We start from the raw sequence: 16,475 nt of genomic DNA on the forward strand, positions 1-16,475 counted from the left end.
GTGCTCACCGACCCCGCCTCGCGCCGCGCGGCGCCGCTCGCCCCCGACGACCGCCGCGCCGCCATCGTCGAGGCCGTGCTTCCCCTGGTGGGGGAGCGCGGCCTCGACGTGACCTCCAAGGAGCTCGCCGCGGCCGCCGGCGTCGCCGAGGGCACGCTGTTCCGGGCGTTCGGGGACAAGACCTGCCTCGTAGGGACCGTCGCGGTCGAGGGGCTGCGGCGCGCGGCGAGCGCGGCCGAGACGCGCGAGGCCCTCGCCGCGATCGACCGCTCGCTGCCGCTTGAGGAGCGGCTCGCCCAGGTGCTCGCGATCGGGCGCCGCCAGGCCGCCGACGTGACCCGCTGGGCCGCGCACCTGCGCACGCTTCACCAACGCACCGCGCACGCCACGCCGTCGGGCGAGCAGGTCCGGGAGTTCCGCGAGCAGCTCGCGCGCCACCACGAGGAGCGGCGTGCCGCGACCGCTGAGGGCCTCCTCGCCGTCCTCGAGCCGGACCGGCACCGGCTGCGCGTGCCGCCCGAGGTCGCCGTGGCGCTCGTCGAGGCGATCGTCGCGGGGGCCCACCAGAGCGTCGAGGGCCTCGCGCCCGTCCCGGACCCCGCCGTGCTCGCCGACGCGCTCGTGCACGGCATCGCCGGGGGGTCCTGATGCTCGTCTCGCTCGTGCGCCGCTACGTGCGGCCCTACCGCGGGCAGGTCGGCGTGCTGCTCGCCCTGCAGCTCCTCGCGACGCTCGCCTCGCTGTACCTGCCCTCGCTCAACGCCGACGTCGTCGACCAGGGCGTGACCCGGGGAGACACCGCGTACGTCCTGCGCGTGGGCGCCTGGATGCTCGGCGTGAGCCTGGTCCAGGTCGTGTGCGCGATCGGCGCGGTCTACCTCGGCGCCCGCGCGGCCACCGCGCTCGGCCGCGACGTGCGGCGCGACCTCTTCGACGCGGTCCAGGGCTTCTCCGCACGCGAGCTCGGCCGGTTCGGCGCGCCGTCGCTCATCACGCGCACGACCAACGACGTGCAGCAGGTCCAGATGGTCGTGCTCATGACGTTCACCATCATGGTGATGTCGCCGATCATGCTCGTCGGCGGCGTCGTGATGGCGCTGCAGGAGGACGTGCGCCTCTCGGGGCTGCTGCTCGTCGTCGTGCCCGTCCTGGCGGTGGCCGTGGGCCTGCTCCTGTGGCGGATGGTGCCGCACTTCCGCGCCATGCAGGAGCGCATCGACGCGATCAACGCCGTCCTGCGCGAGCAGATCACCGGCCTGCGCGTGGTCCGCGCCTTCGTGCGCGAGCGCCGCGAGCTCGAGCGCTTCGGGCGCGCCAACGAGGCGCTCTACGCGACGTCGCTCGCGGCGGGCAAGCTCATGGCGCTCGCGTTCCCCGTGGTCATGCTCGTGATGAGCGCCTCGCAGGTCGCGGTGCTGTGGTTCGGCGCGCAGGAGGTCGACCGCGGCGGCATGCAGGTCGGCTCGCTCATGGCGTTCCTCAGCTACCTCATGTACATCCTCATGGCCGTCATGATGTCGACGATGATGGTCATGATGGTCCCGCGCGCCGCCGTCGCCGCGGGGCGCATCACCGACGTCCTGGAGACCGAGACGTCCGTGACCGAGCCGGCCCGTCCCGTCCCGCTCGCCGCGCTGTCCGACGGCGCCGGGCCGCGTGGACGCGTCGCCTTCGAGGCCGTGGAGCTGCGGTACCCCGGCGCCGACGCGCCGGTCCTGGCCGACGTCACCTTCACGGCCGAGCCCGGCACGGTGACCGCGGTCATCGGCTCGACGGGTGCCGGCAAGACGACGCTGCTCAACCTCGTGCCGCGGCTGTTCGATGTCACGGCCGGTCGCGTCACGGTCGACGGCGTCGACGTGCGCGACCTGGCGAGCGACGACCTGGGCTCGCTGCTGGGCCTCGTGCCCCAGAAGGCATTCCTGTTCAGCGGGACCGTCGCGAGCAACCTGCGCTACGGCAAGCCGGACGCGACCGAGGACGAGATGTGGGAGGCGCTCGAGGTCGCCCAGGCCCGCGACTTCGTCGAGGCGCTGCCGGAGGGCCTCGACGCGCCCGTCGCGCAGGGCGGCTCGACGTTCTCGGGCGGTCAGCGCCAGCGCCTCGCCATCGCGCGGGCGGTCATCCGCCGCCCGCGCGTCTACCTCTTCGACGACTCCTTCTCCGCGCTCGACTACGCCACCGACGCGCGGCTGCGCGCCGCCCTGCGGCCGCGGACCGCCGACGCCACGGTGCTCGTCGTCGCCCAGCGGGTGGCCACGATCCGTGACGCGGACCAGATCCTCGTGCTCGACCACGGGCGGATCGTCGGGCGCGGGACGCACGCCGAGCTGCTCGCCGGCAACGCGACGTACCAGGAGATCGTCGAGTCCCAGATGTCCCTCGAGGAGGCCGCATGAGCGCCGCACCCGCCCGGCCGGCGCCGCCGGCGGGCCCGCCGCCCGGCCCCCGGCACGGGCCCATGGCCCACGCGGCCGGCGCGCCCGTCGCCAAGCCGCTCGACTTCGCCGGGTCGCTGCGGCGCTTCGCGCGGACCATGCGGCCCGAACGGGCACGGGTGGCGCTGCTGACCGTGTGCGGCGTCGTGTCCGTCGCGCTCACCGTCGCCGGGCCCCGCATCCTGGGCGAGGCGACCGACGTCGTCTTCGAGGGCATGCTCGGCCGCATGCTGGCCGGCTCGCTGCCCGCCGGCACGACCGGTCCCGAGGCCGCCGACGCGCTGCGCGCCACGGGCGACGCCGGGCGGGCCGACCTGGTCGCGGCGATGGACGGGCTCGTCGTCGGTCAGGGCGTCGACGGCGGCCGGCTCGCGACGATCCTCCTGGCGGCGCTCGCGGTGTACGCCGGAGCGTTCGTCTTCGGCTGGCTCCAGGCGCGCATCATGACCGTCGCCGTGCAGAACACGATGCGGCGGCTGCGGGACGACGTCGAGGCCAAGCTGCACCGGGTGCCGCTCGCCTACGCCGACTCCCAGCGCCGGGGCGAGATCCTCTCGCGCGTCACGAACGACATCGACAACGTGGCCCAGACGACGACGCAGACGCTCGCCCAGCTCGTCACGTCGCTGCTCACGGTCGTGGGCGTGCTCGCGATGATGTTCTGGATCTCGTGGGTCCTGGCACTGGTCGCGCTCGTGACCGTGCCGCTGTCGATCCTCGTCACGGTGCAGATCGCCAAGCGCTCGCAGCCGCAGTTCGTCGCGCAGTGGGCGGCGACGGGGCGGCTCAACGCGCACGTGGAGGAGATGTTCACCGGCCACGCCCTCGTCAAGGTGTACGGGCGCCAGCGCGACGCCGCCGAGCGCTTCGCGCAGGAGAACGACGCGCTGTACGACTCGACGTCGCGGGCGCAGTTCATCTCGGGCACGATCCAGCCCTCGATGGGCTTCCTCGCCAACCTCAACTACGTGCTCGTGGCCGTCATCGGCGGCCTGCGCGTCGCGTCGGGCCAGCTGTCGATCGGCGACGTGCAGGCGTTCATCCAGTACTCGCGCCAGTTCACCCAGCCGCTGACGCAGGTGGCCTCGATGATGAACCTGCTCCAGTCCGGCGTCGCGTCCGCCGAGCGCGTCTTCGAGCTGCTCGACGCCCCGGAGCAGACGCCGGACCCCGAGCCCGCGCGCGAGCTCGACCGGGTGCGCGGCCGCGTCGCCTTCGAGGACGTCTCGTTCTCCTACGTCGAGGACGCCCCGCTCATCGAACACCTCGACCTGGTGGCCGAGCCCGGGCGGACGGTCGCGATCGTGGGCCCCACCGGAGCCGGCAAGACGACGCTGGTCAACCTGCTCATGCGGTTCTACGAGGTCGACTCCGGTCGCATCACGCTCGACGGCGTCGACGTGCGCGAGCTGACGCGCGAGGGCCTGCGCTCGCGCGTCGGCATGGTGCTGCAGGACACCTGGCTGTTCCGCGGCACGATCGAGGAGAACCTGCGCTACGGCGTGCGCGACGGCGCGGACCTGTCCCGCGAGGACTTCCTCGCCGCGACACGCGCCACGCACGTCGACCAGTTCGTGCGCACGCTGCCCGACGGGTACGACACGATGCTCGACGACGAGGCGACGAGCCTGTCGGCGGGGGAGAAGCAGCTGCTCACGATCGCGCGCGCGTTCCTCGCCGACCCGGAGATCCTCGTCCTGGACGAGGCGACGAGCTCGGTCGACACGCGCACGGAGGTGCTGGTCCAGCACGCGATGAACGCCCTGCGCTCGGGGCGGACATCGTTCGTCATCGCGCACCGCCTGTCCACGATCCGGGACGCCGACCTCATCGTGGTGATGGAGCACGGCCGGATCGTCGAGCAGGGCGACCACGAGTCGCTGCTCGCGGCGGACGGCGCCTACGCGCGCCTGTACGCGAGCCAGTTCGCGGCGCCCGTCGTCGACGAGGACGAGGTCGTCGCCGACGCGAGGAGTGCCTGACCGGGGCGGTCCGTGGCAGGGTGTGCGCCGTGAACGCCACCCTCGACGACCGGGTCACCACCGCGCCTCCACGCCGGCACGCCGCGCCGCCCCGGGTGCGCGAGCGGGCCGGGCGCCGGGGCGGGACGCTCGCCGCGGGCGTCCTGCTCGGCGCCGCCGTCGTGCTGGCGCTGCTCGTGGCCGGCATGCTCGCCCCGCACGTGCCCGTGCTCGGCCTCGCGGGCGTCACCGCGTCGGCCTACCTGGCGTGGGCCCTGCTCGGCGCCGCCGTCGTCACCGTCCTCGCCGCGATCCTGCTCATGCGCCGCGGCGGTGTCGTGCGCGTCGCCGCGACGACGCTCGGCCTCGCGGCGCTCGCGGGCTCGGTGGTCGTCGGCTGGCAGCAGCTCTCGGTCGCTCGCGAGCACCGCGTCGCGGTCGACGTCGGCGGCCTGTTCGCGCTCACGGGGTCCCGCGCCGAGCCCGACGCGTCCGCCGCCTACGGCGAGCACGAGGGCCGGCCGCTCGGGCTGTCGCTGTGGGAGCCCGCCGGGTCGGGTGCCGGCGCGGCACCGGTCGTCGTGCTCCTGCACGGGGGCGGCTGGACGTCGCAGGACCGGCTCGAGCGCACGACCACGGCGCACGCGACCTGGTTCGCGGAGCAGGGGTACCTCGCGATCAGCGTCGACTACCCGCTGTCCGACGACGAGCACCACCTGTGGGAGGTGGCCGAGCCGCAGGTGGCCTGCGCGCTGTCGTGGGTGCAGGACAACGCCGCCCGGCACGGCGGCGACCCGGGCCGCGTCTTCCTCGTGGGCGCCTCCGCGGGCGGCAACCTCGCCCTCGACGTGGCGTACCGGGCAGCGGCCGGGGACCTCGACCCGGCGTGCGGGTCCGCGCCGCCGGTCGTCGCCGCCGTGAGCACGCTGTACCCGGTGGCGTCGCCCGCCGCGTTCGCCGCCGGCGCCGACCCGCTGCTGGGCGGTGCGGCGCGCGACACGGCCATCGCGTACACGGGCGGCACGCCCGAGGGCGTGCCCGAGCGGTACGCGGCCGTGACCCCGGCCGAGCACGTGACCGACGCGGCCCCGCCGACGCTCGTCGTCGCCGGGGCGGCGGACCACCTGGTGCCGCCCGCCGGCGCGGTCGACCTGGCGGCGACGCTCGAGGACGCCGGCGTGTCGCACGAGCTCGTGGTGCTGCCCGCCGCCGGGCACCGCTTCGACGCCGCGCCCGGCGGCGTCGGCACGCAGGTGTGGCGCGAGCTCACGCTGCGCTGGTTCGATCTTCACGGGCGGGCGCCGACGACGCCCTGAGCCCGCGTCTGGCACGCTGTGCCCGTGACGCTCTTCACAGCACCCGTCGACCACACGCCCGACCTGACCCTGGCGCACCGCCGCGCCGACGCCGTCGTGACCGTCCTCGGCGCCGACGGCACGCCGCTCGACGACACCGAGGTCGTCGTCGAGCAGACCCGCCACGCCTTCGGCTTCGGCTGCATCGGCTTCGACCTCGTCGACCTCGCCAACGGCACGTCCGCCGACCCCGACTACGACAACGTTTTCGCAGAACGCTGGCTCGACGTCTTCAACACCACGACCCTGCCGTTCTACTGGGGCACGTTCGAGCCCGAGGAGCAGGGCAAGCCCCGCACGGCCGAGCTGCAGGCCGCCGCCTGGTGGTTCGCCGACCGCGGCGTGGCCGTCAAGGGCCACCCGCTCGTGTGGCACACCGTGCAGCCGAGGTGGCTGCTCGGCCGCCCGCTCGAGGAGGTCGAGCGCCTCCAGCGCGAGCGCATCCGGCGCGACGTCGCGGACTTCGCCGGCGTCATCGACACCTGGGACGCGATCAACGAGGTCGTGATCATGCCGGTGTTCACCGCCGAGGAGAACGCCATCACGCCGCTCGCGCGCGTCAAGGGCCGCGTCGAGATGATCCGCATGGCGTTCGAGGAGGCGCGCGCGGCGAACCCGCACGCGACGCTGCTGCTCAACGACTTCGACATGTCGACCGCGTACGAGTGCCTCATCGAGGCCGTGCTGGAGGCCGGCATCCGCATCGACTACCTCGGGCTGCAGAGCCACATGCACCAGGGCTACTGGGGCGAGGAGAAGACGCTGCGCATCCTCGAGCGGTTCTCGCGCTACGGCATCCCGATCCACTTCACCGAGACCACGCTGCTCTCGGGCGACCTCATGCCGCCCGAGATCGTCGACCTCAACGACTACCAGGTCGAGACCTGGCCCTCGACGCCCGAGGGCGAGGAGCGCCAGGCCGACGAGGTCGAGCGCCACTACCGGACGCTCCTGAGCCACCCCGCCGTCGAGGCCGCGACGTACTGGGGCCTGTCCGACCGCGGCATGTGGCTGGGCGCGCCCGGCGGCCTGCTGCGGGCCGACGGGTCGCCCAAGCCCGCGTACGAGCGGCTGCGCCGGCTGGTCAAGGAGGAGTGGTGGCTCCCCCCGACCCGGCTGCGCACCGACGAGGCGGGGCGCGTCCGGGTCGAGGGGTTCCGCGGCGACTACCGCGTGTCGCTGCCCGACGGCGGCGCCTCGGCCGAGTTCGGCCTCACCGAATCAGGGGAGCGGACGCTCACGCTGACGACACGCTGAGGGTCGCGCCGACGGTCGCGGGCGTCTCCACGGCGTCCGCGACCGCCCGCGCCACCTGGGAGCGGGCCACGGCCATGCCGACGGTCGAGTCGTCGGTCGTGACGTGCGCGGGCGCCGCGACGTCGTCGTCGGTGAGCGAGACGGGACGCACGAGCGTCCAGTCCAGCCCGCTCGCGCGGACGACGTCCTCCTGGCGTGCCGAGTCTGTGAGCTGGCGGCCGATGACGAGCCGGAAGGTCAGCTTCCACCGCAGGTCGAGGAGCTGCCACGAGTCGCCCAGGCCGTAGGTCGTCTGGACGACGAGGCGGCGCACGCCCTGGTCGGCCATGGCCCGCGCGACGACGCGCGTGCCGCGCGAGCGCACGTCGAGCGCGGTGCCCGCACGCCGCAGCCAGTGCACGGCGAGCGGGTTGTCCGAGATCCCGAGCGTGACGACGACGGCGTCCTGCCCGACGACGGCCTTGGCGACGTCGTCCGGGTCGAGCGCGTCGCCGTCGAGGGGCCGTACGGTCCCCGGCCCGGCCGGCGGCGCGGCCGCGAGCGTGTCCTCGGCGACCTCGAGATGACCGGTGTCTTCTACTCGACCGGCCGGTTCGCGGCGCCCTGGGGAATCGCCATGCCCGCCCTGCCCGGCGTCCTGCTGTTCCACCTGCTGCTCGAGGGCGAGGCCGTCGTCGAGGTCGAGGGCGAGCGGCACCCGTTGGGCGTCGGGGACCTGCTGCTCGTCCCGCACGGGACGGGCCACCGGATCCTCAGCTCGCCCGACGCGCCCGCGCGCAGCCTCTGGGACGTCGAGCGCGAGGTGGTCTCCGAGCGGTACGAGCACCTCGTGATCGACGGCGGCGGCGCACCGGCGACGCTCGCGTGCGGTGCCGTGAGCTTCGCGGACCCCGGCGTCGGCCGGCTGCTCGCGAGCCTGCCGGCGGCGCTGCCCGCGACGCCCGAGGACGACGACGCCGACGCCGAGTGGCTGCGCGCCGCGGTCGCGGCGATCGGCCGCGAGGCGCACCGGCCGCGACCCGGCAGCGACGTGGTCGCGGCGCGCCTCGCCGACGTCATGGTCGTCCACGACCATCCGGGGGTGGCTCGACAGCACACGACCCGCGGCCGGCTGGGTCGCGGCGCTGCGCGACCCCACGCTCGGCCCGGACCGTGCTCGCCGAGCGGTTCGCGGCCGTCGTGGGCGAGCCGCCGATGACCTACGTCGCGGGGTGGCGGCTCGACGTCGCGGCCCGGCTGCTGCGCGAGCCCGGTGCGAGCGTCGCCGCCGTCGCGCACCGCGTCGGCTACGGCTCGCTGCCCGGCTTCCACCGCGCCTTCGTGCGGCGGCACGGCACCACGCCGGGGGCCTGGCAGCGCGCGGCACCGGACCCGCTCGCCGAGGCCACGCACCTGGCTGAGACAATCCCGGGGTGACCTCACCCTCCGACCCGACCTCCGCCGTCGTGCGCGTGACCGACCCCGCAGACCCGCGCCTGCGCGACTACACCGACCTCACCGACGTCCGCCTGCGCACGGCCCGCGAGCCCGCCGAGGGCCTGTACATGGCCGAGTCGTCGACCGTGATCCGGCGGGCGCTCGCCGCGGGCCACCGGCCGCGGTCCTTCCTCATGGCCGACAAGTGGCTCGCGTCGATGGCCGACGTGCTCGCCGCCCACCCGGACGTCCCCGTCTACGTCGGCGACGAGGACGTCCTGCGCCAGGTCACCGGGTTCCACCTGCACCGCGGGGCGCTCGCGGCCATGCACCGCCCGGCGCTGCCGAGCGTGCACGAGCTGGTCACCGGGGCCCGCGGCGGCGCGGGCGCACGACGCGTCGCCGTGCTCGAGGACATCGTGGACCACACCAACGTCGGCGCGATCTTCCGGTCGGCGGCCGGGCTCGGGGTCGACGCCGTCCTGGTCTCCCCGCGGTGCGCCGACCCGCTGTACCGCCGGTCGGTCCGCGTGTCGATGGGTACCGTGTTCCAGGTGCCGTGGACGCGCATCGAGACGTGGCCCGGCGGGCTCCACGCCCTCGCCGAGGACGGGTTCACCGTCGCCGCGCTCGCGCTCGCCGACGACGCGGTGACGCTCGACGAGCTCGTCGCAGACCCGCCCGAGCGGCTCGCGCTCGTGCTCGGCACCGAGGGCGACGGGCTCTCGCGCGGCGCGATCGAGGCGGCCGACGTGGTCGTGACGATCCCGATGGCCGGGGGAGTGGACTCGCTCAACGTGGCCGCCGCCTCGGCGGTCGCGTTCTGGGCGACTCGCCGTCCGGCAGGATCGGAGAGACGATGAGGGCGTGAGCGCGACCGGCGACCTGCCGACGACGCGCCGGAGCACCGCAGGGCCGGTCGTCGTCGGGTACGACGCGTCCGAGGCCGCCGAGACCGCGCTCGCGTGGGCCGGGCGTGAGGCGCGCACCCGCGGCACCGCGCTCCAGGTCGTGTACGTGCGGGACGCGCACGACACCGGGCTCGCCGTCCGGCCCGGCGGTCGCGAGGACGCGCCCGACGCCGGCGCGTGGCCCGTCGTGGAGGAGGCCGCCGCGCGCGTGCGCGACATCGTGCCGGGCGTCGAGACCGAGACGTTCGTCGAGTACGCCTCGCCGGGCGCCGCGCTCGTGGCCATGTCGCGCGGCGCGTCGCTCGTCGCGGTCGGCTCGACGCCGCACCGCGCGCTCGTCGAGGAGCTGCGCGGCTCCGTGGCGCTCCAGCTCGCGGCGCACGCCCACTGCCCGGTCGGGATCGTGCCCGCGCTGCCCGACGTCCGGCTGCCCGCCGAGCGGCCCGTCGTCGTGGGCTACGACGGCTCCCCGTCCGCCGCACGGGCGCTCCTCCACGCCGCCGACGCCGCGTGGTTCGGGGCGCTCGCCCTGCGCGTCGTGGTCGCCTGGAGCCCCGGGCCCGCCGAGTGGGTCGAGTCCTTCGCGCTCGCGACCCTGCCGCGCGACGCGACCGAGGAGGCGGCCGAGCGGACGCTCGCGGACGGGCTCGAGCGGGTCCGCGCGCACGGCGAGGCGCAGGGCCGGCGGCCGGGCTCGCTCATGGTCGAGGGGGTGGTGCAGGAAGGCCGGGCCGTCGACGTCCTGCACCGGGAGGCCACTGACGCCGACCGCCTCGTCGTGGGGACACGGGGGCGCGGAGGCTTCGCCGCGCTGCTGCTCGGCTCCGTCTCGCACACGATGATCCGCACCGCACCCTGCCCGGTCGTCGTCGTGCGGGACGAGGGTGCGCCGGAGTGAGTCAGCCCGCCGGGTCCTCGACGAGTCGCGTCCGGGCCTCGTGGACCGTGATCGGCCCCGTGGACGTCGTCGTCGTGGCGGTGCCGGGCACGTCGGTCCACGTCGCGGTGCCGGCGATCTGGAACTGACCTCGCCAGGTGGTCGTCAGGCTGATGCTCACCTCGCCGGGCGCGGTGTAGGTGTGCCCCACCGTGTTGGCCGGATAGGGCGCGCCGGGGTGCTCGGTGACGGTCGTCGTGCCGTCGCCGTAGTCCCACGCGAACTCGTCCGGGAGCGCACGGATCACGACCGGCACGCCGAGCAGCGTCGTCTCGAAGTCCTGGGCGGCGTCCTCGGTGTACGTGACGGTCTCGACGTTGATGAGGGTCCAGCCGTCCGGCGGCTGCACGTGCAGCGGCGACGGCGTGATCGGCAGCGTCGCGAACTCGCGCGCGGCCTCCGCCGCGAGGTCCGCCGGGGTCACGCACGTGCCCTCGGCGACCAGCTCCGGGTCGCTGAGGTTGCCCGACGGCAGGCGCTGCGCGCGGAACAGCGCCCCGAGCGCGAAGCCGTCGTCGCACTGCACGTCCGCGAACGCCAGCTGCTCACCCTCCGTGCACGACGCCGCCAGCTCCGTCACGAAGCCGGCCAGGTCGGTCAGCAGGCAGAGCGCCGCCGTCGCGCGCCAGTACACCGTGTCCGACGGTTGCGAGCCGCTCGACGACGAGACGAGCTCGTGCTGTTCCTTGAGTGTGGCGCCAACATTGACTGTGCTGTCCTTGGCCTCACAGAAGAAGTTGTCACCGCATGAGCCAGGCGATAGAGCGAGGCCTGCCTGAACTGTTGCGGCGACAGCAATTGCGGTGAGAAGCACGATCACTCCTCTGGCTTCGGAGCCACTGTGACGACGACCCACTCGTCTGCTCTGAGCCCCATCTCTATACGCATCACGTCGGTTTGCTTCTCGGAAGAGGACTCAACCGAGCCGTTGGGGGCCGTCGTCGTCGATGCCTCCTGAGTCACCTCCATGTCGAGCGGAAAGATGCCGGTCGCGGCGTCACGCGCATAGCTTTCGAGCACTCGGTACGACAGGTCGCCGCCATCGAGCGTCAGTCCTTCTCTCTGGATCTCCGTTGTGCGCTCAACCACCGCGCGACAGAAATCGCACGCTTCGTGGGACATAGATTCCCATTCCGCCGTTTCCCCGGTGGTCTTCGTGTAGTTGTAGAGCGAGAGGAAGTACTCTGCCGCCGCGGCTGCGCCTTCGGCGTCGTGCTGCTCCATCGCCGCGGGCCGCTCAGGCTTCTCCCCGTCGGCGGAGGCCGAAGGCGAGGGCGACGAGCTCGGTTCGGCCGTGGTGGTGCTCGGCGTCGGTTCCGGCGACATCGCCCCGGAGCCCGGGTCCCCGCCGCCGGAGCACCCCGCGGCCGTCGCTGCCAGGATCACCGCGACCGCGGTCGTGCGAACTGTGCGAGCCATGCGTCCTTCCTCGGTTCCTCGACGGCGGCATGGAGCGTAGCGGCGATCGGAGCCCGAGGGCGAGAACGGGTCCCGGTCTGTGGACAACCTACGTGCAGGTCAGTGTCCTCTCGACCTTGCATATCGAACGTACGTTCGATATGATTTCCGGCATGACGGCGGTGGTCGACGAGTGGCGAACGGGCGCGGATCGCGCGTGCGTGCCCGACGTGCCGCCGCCCGCGCTGACGGCTGACGAGGTCCGGCGGTTTCGTGACCGGTTGCTGGCGGCACAGGTGCCCACCGATGCGACCGCCCAGGTCGAGCTGCTCACCGCACTCGAGGAGCTCCGTCGCGCCGACATGGCGGTGCAGGCGTCGGTCGCGCTCGAGCTGGACGAGACCGTGCGTGCGGGCGAGCGTGCGGCCGCCCGGGGTGGCCGGACGGAGGAGCGGCTCGGGCGCGGTGTGCCGCTCCAGGTCGGCCTGGCGACGCGCACGTCGCCGCACCGGGCACGGGTGTTCCTCGGCGCCGCCCGGGTGTGGCACACCGAGATGCCGTGCACGCTCGCAGCCCTCAGGGCCGGGGTGATCGACGAGTACGCGGCCACCGTCCTCGTGCGCGAGACGGCGTGCCTCCCCCTGGAGGCGCGCCGGCAGGTCGACCGCGAGCTGTGCGCCGACCATGGCGCCCTGGACGGCGTGGGTGTCAAGCGGCTGGTCGCCCGTGCCAGGACGCTGGCCGCCCGGCTGGACCCGGCGGCCGTGGTCGCACGCGCCCGCAAGGCCGAGACCGAGCGGACGGTGACCGTCCGCCCCGCCCCGGACGCGATGGTGTACCTCACGGCCCTGCTCCCCGTCGCGCAGGGCGTCGCCGCGTACGCCGCGCTCAAGCACGCGGCCGACACGGCGCCCGGCGACGCGAGCGAGGCGCCCCGGCCGCGCGGGCAGGTCATGGCGGACACGCTCGTGGAGCGCCTCACCGGCCGGTCCCGTGCCGCCGACGTCCCGGTCGCGGTCAACCTCGTCGTCTCGGACGCGACGCTTCTCGGCGCAGGGCACGAGCCCGCGCAGGTGCTGGACCACTCCGGTGCGCACCACGGGGTCGTGCCCGCGCAGATCGCCCGCGAGCTCGTCGCCTGCGGCCTCGACGAGGGCGCCGCCTGGATCCGGCAGCTGTACGCCGACCCGGCGGGTCGGCTCGTCGCGGCGACGTCGGCCCGCCGGTTCTTCGCCGACGGGCTCGCCGCCCTGCTGCGCGTGCGCGACCAGGGCATCTGCCGCACCCCGTACTGCGACGCCCCGGTGCGCCACCTCGACCACGTCGTCGTGCACGCCCGTGGTGGAGCCACGTCCCTCGACAACGGTCAGGGGCTCTGCGAAGCCTGCAACCAGGCCAAGAACGTCGACGGCTTCGCCCAGCGCGTCGAGCCCGGCGGCCGACACTCCGTCGTCACGACGACGCCGACCGGGCACTCCTACCGGTCGACCGCGCCGCCCCCGCCCGAGCCGGCACGACCAGCCGTCCCCGATCCGGTCGTGGAGGCGGAGAGCCTGGTCGAGCGCGCCTTCGAGCGGCTCCTCGCGCGGTTGTGATCCACGTCACGAGGGGTTGCCGCCGCCTGCTCAGGTGAGGTTAGGCTAACCACCGTGACTGACACCGTGGAGGCTCCGACCCAGGAAGCCGTGGCCCAGCCGTGGCGCATGTTCGACGTCGTCGTCTCCCGGGTCACCCGGCTGTGTCCGTCGTTCATCCGCATCACGTTCACCGGCGACGACCTGGACCAGTTCGCCGACAACGGGTGCGACCAGCGCATCAAGTTCCTCCTCCCGGCTCCGTGCGGCGGCTGGGAGTACCTCGACCGGCAGAGCCCCGACTGGTTCACCTCGTGGCGCGCCCTGCCCGAGGAGCGCCGCAACCCGCTGCGCACGTACACGGTGCGCGCGGTGCGGCAGGACCGCCGGGAGGTCGACGTCGACATCGTGCTCCACGGCGACACCGGTCCCGCCTCGCGGTGGGCGAACGGCGCCAAGCCGGGCTCGCCCCTCGTCATCATGGGTCCGAACGCCGCCTACACGGGCGGCCCGCACGGCGGGCTCGAGTTCGCGCCGCCGGAGCAGAGCCACGCCCTGCTGCTCGCGGGCGACGAGACCGCCGTCCCCGCCATCGCCGCCATCTGCGAGTCGCTGCCCGACGACGCCGTGGGCGAGGTTTTCCTCGAGGTCCCGCACCGCGAGGACCGATGGACGCTCGCGGCGCCGGCCGGCGTGCGCGTCACCTGGCTGCCGCGCGAGGAGCGGAAGCACGGGGAGGCGCTCGTCCCCGCGGTGCAGGACGCCGCCGACCGGCTCCTCGCGATGGGCGTGCGCGCCTCGGCCGGCGACGTGCCGAGCGCGGCCGTGACCGCCGCCGGCGTGGACCTCGGCGCCGAGCTGGCCGACGTCGACGTCGACGCCGAGATCCTCTGGGAGGTCCCGGTCGACGCGGCGGGCCGGCCGCTGGTCCAGGACACGGTCCTGTACGCGTGGCTCGCCGGCGAGGCCGGCGTCATCAAGACGCTGCGCCGGTACCTCGTCTCCGAGAAGGGCGTCGACCGCAAGTCCGTGGCCTTCATGGGCTACTGGCGCCGAGGCCGCGCCGAGTGCTGAGGCACTGACCGCTTACTCGAGCGGCGTCAGCACCGCGATCTGCAGCCCGGCCGCACTTGGCACCAGCTGGTAGCACATCCGCTCCTGCGGGGCGCCGTGTAACGACCACGTCACGTCGGCCCAGACGCTCCCGGGTGCCTGCGCGAGGACCCTCACCTCCTTCTCGAGCGTGCAAGCTCGCGGCGGCGCTGCGACACCCGGAGGAGTGACGTCAGCGCTCGACGCCGAGCCCCTCGACGACCTCGACGCCGGGCATCGCGCACAGCAGCTCGCCCGGCATGAGCAGCTTGGAGCGACGCACGCCCGACCCCATGAGGGCGAGCGCACCCGGCTCGGCGAACCGTGAGTCCACCAGGACGCGCCAGCCGGACGGCAGGCCCACCGGCGTGATGCCGCCGTACTCCATGCCCGACTCGGCCGTGGCCCGGTCCATGGGCAGGAACGAGGCCTTGCGCGCGTCGAGCAGTTTGCGCACGCGCGTGTTGACGTCGGCGTACGTCGTGGCGGCGACGACGCACGCGGCGATCCGCTCGACGTCGCCGCGCCGGCCGGCCACGACGACGCAGTTCGCCGACGCCTCGGGCGGCAGGCCGTGGACGTCGTTGAGCGTCGCGGTGTCCGCGTGGTCCGGGTCGATCTCGGCCACGGCGACCTCGCCGGGTACCCGTGCGTCCTCGGCCGCCCACGCGCGCAGCGCGTCCTGCACGGACGGGGCGAGCAGCTCCGGGTGGTCGAGGGCGGGTGCCCAGGCGAGGTCGCCGAGGGTCGGCAGCGCGCTCACCGCTGGTAGGTGCCGACGATGACGGCGCGTGCCAGCGTGTGGAACACGGCGTTGAAGGCCACCTGCGCGTTGGTCGCGTCCGGGCCGACGCCGAGCTCGGGCACGTCGAGCGCGTGCACCGCGAAGACGTACCGGTGCTCGTGGTCGCCGTGCGGCGGTGCCGCGCCCTCGAAACCGGTCGTCCGGCCGTCGGTGCGCACGTGGTACGCGCCGTCGGGCAGGCCCGAGCCGTCGGGCGCGCCGGCGCCGCGGGGCAGCGACGTGACGGATGCGGGGACGTCCACGAGGTTCCAGTGCCAGTAGCCCGACGGCGTCGGCGCGTCCGGGTCGAAGCAGCTCACGACGAACGACCGCGTGCCCTCGGGGAAGCCCGACCACTCCAGCGCCGGCGAGACGTTCGCGCCGTCGACCGTGAAGTCGACCGCGAGCCGCTCGCCGTCGGTGATGTCGGGGCTGGTCACCGTGAACGAGGGGACCTGCGGCAGCAGCGAGTACGGGTCCGGGGGATAGGGTCGAGAGAGGTCCATGGCGCCACTCTAGGGACTGCCGCAGGTCTATGCCTTGGGGCCGCCGGCGACGTAGAGCACCTGGCCCGAGACGTAGGCCGCATCCTCGGAGCAGAAGAACGCGACCGCCGCGGCGACGTCCTCGGGCCGGCCGGCGCGGCCGACGGGCACGTCCTTGGCGGCCTCGGCGAGGAAGTCCTCGAGCGACATCCCGACCCGCTCGGCCGTCGCGCGGATCATGTCGGTCTCGATGACGCCGGGAGCGACGGCGTTGGCCGTGACGCCGAACTTGCCGAGCTCGATCGCGAGGGTCTTGGTGAAGCCCTGCATGCCGGCCTTCGCGGCGGAGTAGTTCGCCTGCCCCCGGTGTCCGAGCGCCGACGTGCTCGACAGGTTGACGATGCGGCCCCAGCCCGCGGACACCATGTGGGCCTGCACGGCCCGGGTCACGACGAAGGCCCCGCGCAGGTGCACGCGCAGCACGGAGTCCCAGTCGTCCTCGGACATCTTGAACAGCAGGTTGTCGCGCAGGATGCCGGCGTTGTTGACGAGGATCGTGGGCGCGCCGAGCTCGTCGGCGACGCGCGCGACGGCCGCCTCGACCGCGCCGGCGTCGGCGACGTCCACGCCGATCCCGAGCGCGCGCCCGCCCTCGGAGACGATGCCGGCCGCGGTCTGCGCGGCCTGCCCCTCGAGCAGGTCGAGCACGGCGACGGCGTGCCCCTCGGCGGCGAGCCGGCGGGCGGTGGCAGCGCCGATGCCGCGAGCGCCTCCGGTCACGATCGCGGTGCGGGGCTCGGTGGGACGGGTCATGGGTGACGACCTCCTCGTCGTTCTGCCTGGTGGGCGGCGGCCGGTGCGGGGCGC

17 protein-coding genes are annotated in these 16,475 nt (G+C 74.3%); 11 read left to right on the forward strand and 6 right to left on the reverse strand.

Annotated elements, in window-relative coordinates:
- Genes ISOVA_RS07020 through ISOVA_RS07040 form a run of 5 tightly spaced genes read left to right on the forward strand, consistent with a single transcriptional unit; the run spans position 1 to position 7,011 of the window.
- Positions 1 to 648: a TetR/AcrR family transcriptional regulator gene (locus ISOVA_RS07020; protein ID WP_013838551.1), complete on the forward strand. Its 648-nt coding sequence runs from the start codon at positions 1 to 3 to the stop codon at positions 646 to 648.
- Entirely contained in the window at positions 648 to 2,399 is a 1,752-nt protein-coding gene (locus ISOVA_RS07025) for an ABC transporter ATP-binding protein (RefSeq protein ID WP_013838552.1), read from the forward strand. Before ISOVA_RS07020 ends, ISOVA_RS07025 begins: the two co-directional genes overlap by 1 nt.
- The gene (locus tag ISOVA_RS07030; RefSeq protein WP_013838553.1) at positions 2,396 to 4,420 is read left to right on the forward strand and encodes an ABC transporter ATP-binding protein; all 2,025 of its coding nucleotides are present in this window, start codon (positions 2,396 to 2,398) and stop codon (positions 4,418 to 4,420) included. The genes ISOVA_RS07025 and ISOVA_RS07030 overlap by 4 nt, the downstream gene beginning before the upstream one ends.
- 29 nt (positions 4,421 to 4,449) lie before the next feature.
- Positions 4,450 to 5,715 (forward strand): alpha/beta hydrolase, encoded by a 1,266-nt coding sequence (locus ISOVA_RS15455; RefSeq protein ID WP_143762077.1) that lies wholly within the window; start codon positions 4,450 to 4,452, stop codon positions 5,713 to 5,715.
- Between the two features lie 18 nt (positions 5,716 to 5,733).
- Positions 5,734 to 7,011 (forward strand): endo-1,4-beta-xylanase, encoded by a 1,278-nt coding sequence (locus tag ISOVA_RS07040; protein WP_013838555.1) that lies wholly within the window; start codon positions 5,734 to 5,736, stop codon positions 7,009 to 7,011.
- On the opposite strand, the gene ISOVA_RS16030 is transcribed toward ISOVA_RS07040, so the two are convergent.
- Positions 6,992 to 7,660: an NAD(P)-dependent oxidoreductase gene (locus ISOVA_RS16030; protein ID WP_081474825.1), complete on the reverse strand. Its 669-nt coding sequence runs from the start codon at positions 7,658 to 7,660 to the stop codon at positions 6,992 to 6,994. The two genes, ISOVA_RS07040 and ISOVA_RS16030, sit on opposite strands and share 20 nt — an antisense overlap.
- On the opposite strand from ISOVA_RS16030, the gene ISOVA_RS16035 reads away from it, so the two are divergent.
- From ISOVA_RS16035 to ISOVA_RS07060, 4 genes are read left to right on the forward strand one after another with little or no spacing between them, the layout of a single operon-like run.
- Complete coding sequence (locus tag ISOVA_RS16035) at positions 7,574 to 8,209, forward strand: cupin domain-containing protein (RefSeq protein WP_221927836.1); 636 nt, start codon at positions 7,574 to 7,576, stop codon at positions 8,207 to 8,209. The two genes, ISOVA_RS16030 and ISOVA_RS16035, sit on opposite strands and share 87 nt — an antisense overlap.
- The gene (locus ISOVA_RS16960; RefSeq protein WP_233275965.1) at positions 8,206 to 8,427 is read left to right on the forward strand and encodes a helix-turn-helix domain-containing protein; all 222 of its coding nucleotides are present in this window, start codon (positions 8,206 to 8,208) and stop codon (positions 8,425 to 8,427) included. The genes ISOVA_RS16035 and ISOVA_RS16960 overlap by 4 nt, the downstream gene beginning before the upstream one ends.
- Positions 8,424 to 9,290 (forward strand): TrmH family RNA methyltransferase, encoded by an 867-nt coding sequence (locus tag ISOVA_RS07055; RefSeq protein WP_013838556.1) that lies wholly within the window; start codon positions 8,424 to 8,426, stop codon positions 9,288 to 9,290. Before ISOVA_RS16960 ends, ISOVA_RS07055 begins: the two co-directional genes overlap by 4 nt.
- A 4-nt stretch (positions 9,291 to 9,294) precedes the next feature.
- Positions 9,295 to 10,236, forward strand: coding sequence for a universal stress protein (locus ISOVA_RS07060; protein WP_013838557.1), 942 nt, complete (start codon positions 9,295 to 9,297; stop codon positions 10,234 to 10,236).
- Between the two features lies 1 nt (position 10,237).
- Here the strand turns inward: ISOVA_RS07060 and ISOVA_RS15470 are convergent, their stop codons facing one another.
- Both ISOVA_RS15470 and ISOVA_RS15475 read right to left on the reverse strand, forming a co-directional pair.
- Positions 10,238 to 10,909 (reverse strand): PKD domain-containing protein, encoded by a 672-nt coding sequence (locus tag ISOVA_RS15470; RefSeq protein WP_049788275.1) that lies wholly within the window; start codon positions 10,907 to 10,909, stop codon positions 10,238 to 10,240.
- 182 nt (positions 10,910 to 11,091) lie between these two features.
- Positions 11,092 to 11,694: a DUF6318 family protein gene (locus tag ISOVA_RS15475; RefSeq protein ID WP_013838559.1), complete on the reverse strand. Its 603-nt coding sequence runs from the start codon at positions 11,692 to 11,694 to the stop codon at positions 11,092 to 11,094.
- A gap of 152 nt (positions 11,695 to 11,846) precedes the next feature.
- Here ISOVA_RS15475 and ISOVA_RS07075 point away from each other — a divergent pair, with 152 nt between their 5' ends.
- Positions 11,847 to 13,268, forward strand: coding sequence for an HNH endonuclease (locus ISOVA_RS07075; protein ID WP_143762078.1), 1,422 nt, complete (start codon positions 11,847 to 11,849; stop codon positions 13,266 to 13,268).
- A 54-nt stretch (positions 13,269 to 13,322) separates the two neighbouring features.
- Positions 13,323 to 14,321: a siderophore-interacting protein gene (locus tag ISOVA_RS07080; protein WP_013838561.1), complete on the forward strand. Its 999-nt coding sequence runs from the start codon at positions 13,323 to 13,325 to the stop codon at positions 14,319 to 14,321.
- 211 nt (positions 14,322 to 14,532) lie between these two features.
- Here ISOVA_RS07080 and ISOVA_RS07085 read toward each other — a convergent pair whose 3' ends face one another.
- Genes ISOVA_RS07085 through fabG form a run of 3 tightly spaced genes read right to left on the reverse strand, consistent with a single transcriptional unit; the run spans position 14,533 to position 16,421 of the window.
- Entirely contained in the window at positions 14,533 to 15,102 is a 570-nt protein-coding gene (locus ISOVA_RS07085; RefSeq protein WP_013838563.1) for a YbaK/EbsC family protein, read from the reverse strand.
- Entirely contained in the window at positions 15,099 to 15,629 is a 531-nt protein-coding gene (locus ISOVA_RS07090; RefSeq protein WP_013838564.1) for a YbhB/YbcL family Raf kinase inhibitor-like protein, read from the reverse strand. Before ISOVA_RS07090 ends, ISOVA_RS07085 begins: the two co-directional genes overlap by 4 nt.
- A 27-nt stretch (positions 15,630 to 15,656) precedes the next feature.
- Positions 15,657 to 16,421 carry a 3-oxoacyl-ACP reductase FabG gene (fabG, locus tag ISOVA_RS07095; RefSeq protein WP_013838565.1) on the reverse strand — a complete coding sequence of 255 codons (765 nt, stop codon included), beginning with the start codon at positions 16,419 to 16,421 and terminating at the stop codon, positions 15,657 to 15,659.
- Between the last annotated feature and the right edge of the window lie 54 nt (positions 16,422 to 16,475).

Origin of the sequence: Isoptericola variabilis 225 (assembly GCF_000215105.1) — a bacterium.
GTDB lineage: Bacteria > Actinomycetota > Actinomycetes > Actinomycetales > Cellulomonadaceae > Isoptericola > Isoptericola variabilis_A.

Bases quoted from the DNA above. Each gene is read 5' to 3' on its own strand.
- ISOVA_RS07025 (WP_013838552.1), top strand. From the start codon at position 648: ATGCTCGTCTCGCTCGTGCGCCGCTACGTGCGGCCCTACCGCGGGCAG.
- ISOVA_RS07030 (WP_013838553.1), top strand. From the start codon at position 2,396: ATGAGCGCCGCACCCGCCCGGCCGGCGCCGCCGGCGGGCCCGCCGCCC.
- ISOVA_RS16035 (WP_221927836.1), top strand. From the start codon at position 7,574: ATGACCGGTGTCTTCTACTCGACCGGCCGGTTCGCGGCGCCCTGGGGA.
- ISOVA_RS16960 (WP_233275965.1), top strand. From the start codon at position 8,206: ATGACCTACGTCGCGGGGTGGCGGCTCGACGTCGCGGCCCGGCTGCTG.
- ISOVA_RS15475 (WP_013838559.1), bottom strand. From the start codon at position 11,694: ATGGCTCGCACAGTTCGCACGACCGCGGTCGCGGTGATCCTGGCAGCG.
- ISOVA_RS07075 (WP_143762078.1), top strand. From the start codon at position 11,847: ATGACGGCGGTGGTCGACGAGTGGCGAACGGGCGCGGATCGCGCGTGC.
- ISOVA_RS07090 (WP_013838564.1), bottom strand. From the start codon at position 15,629: ATGGACCTCTCTCGACCCTATCCCCCGGACCCGTACTCGCTGCTGCCG.
- fabG (WP_013838565.1), bottom strand. From the start codon at position 16,421: ATGACCCGTCCCACCGAGCCCCGCACCGCGATCGTGACCGGAGGCGCT.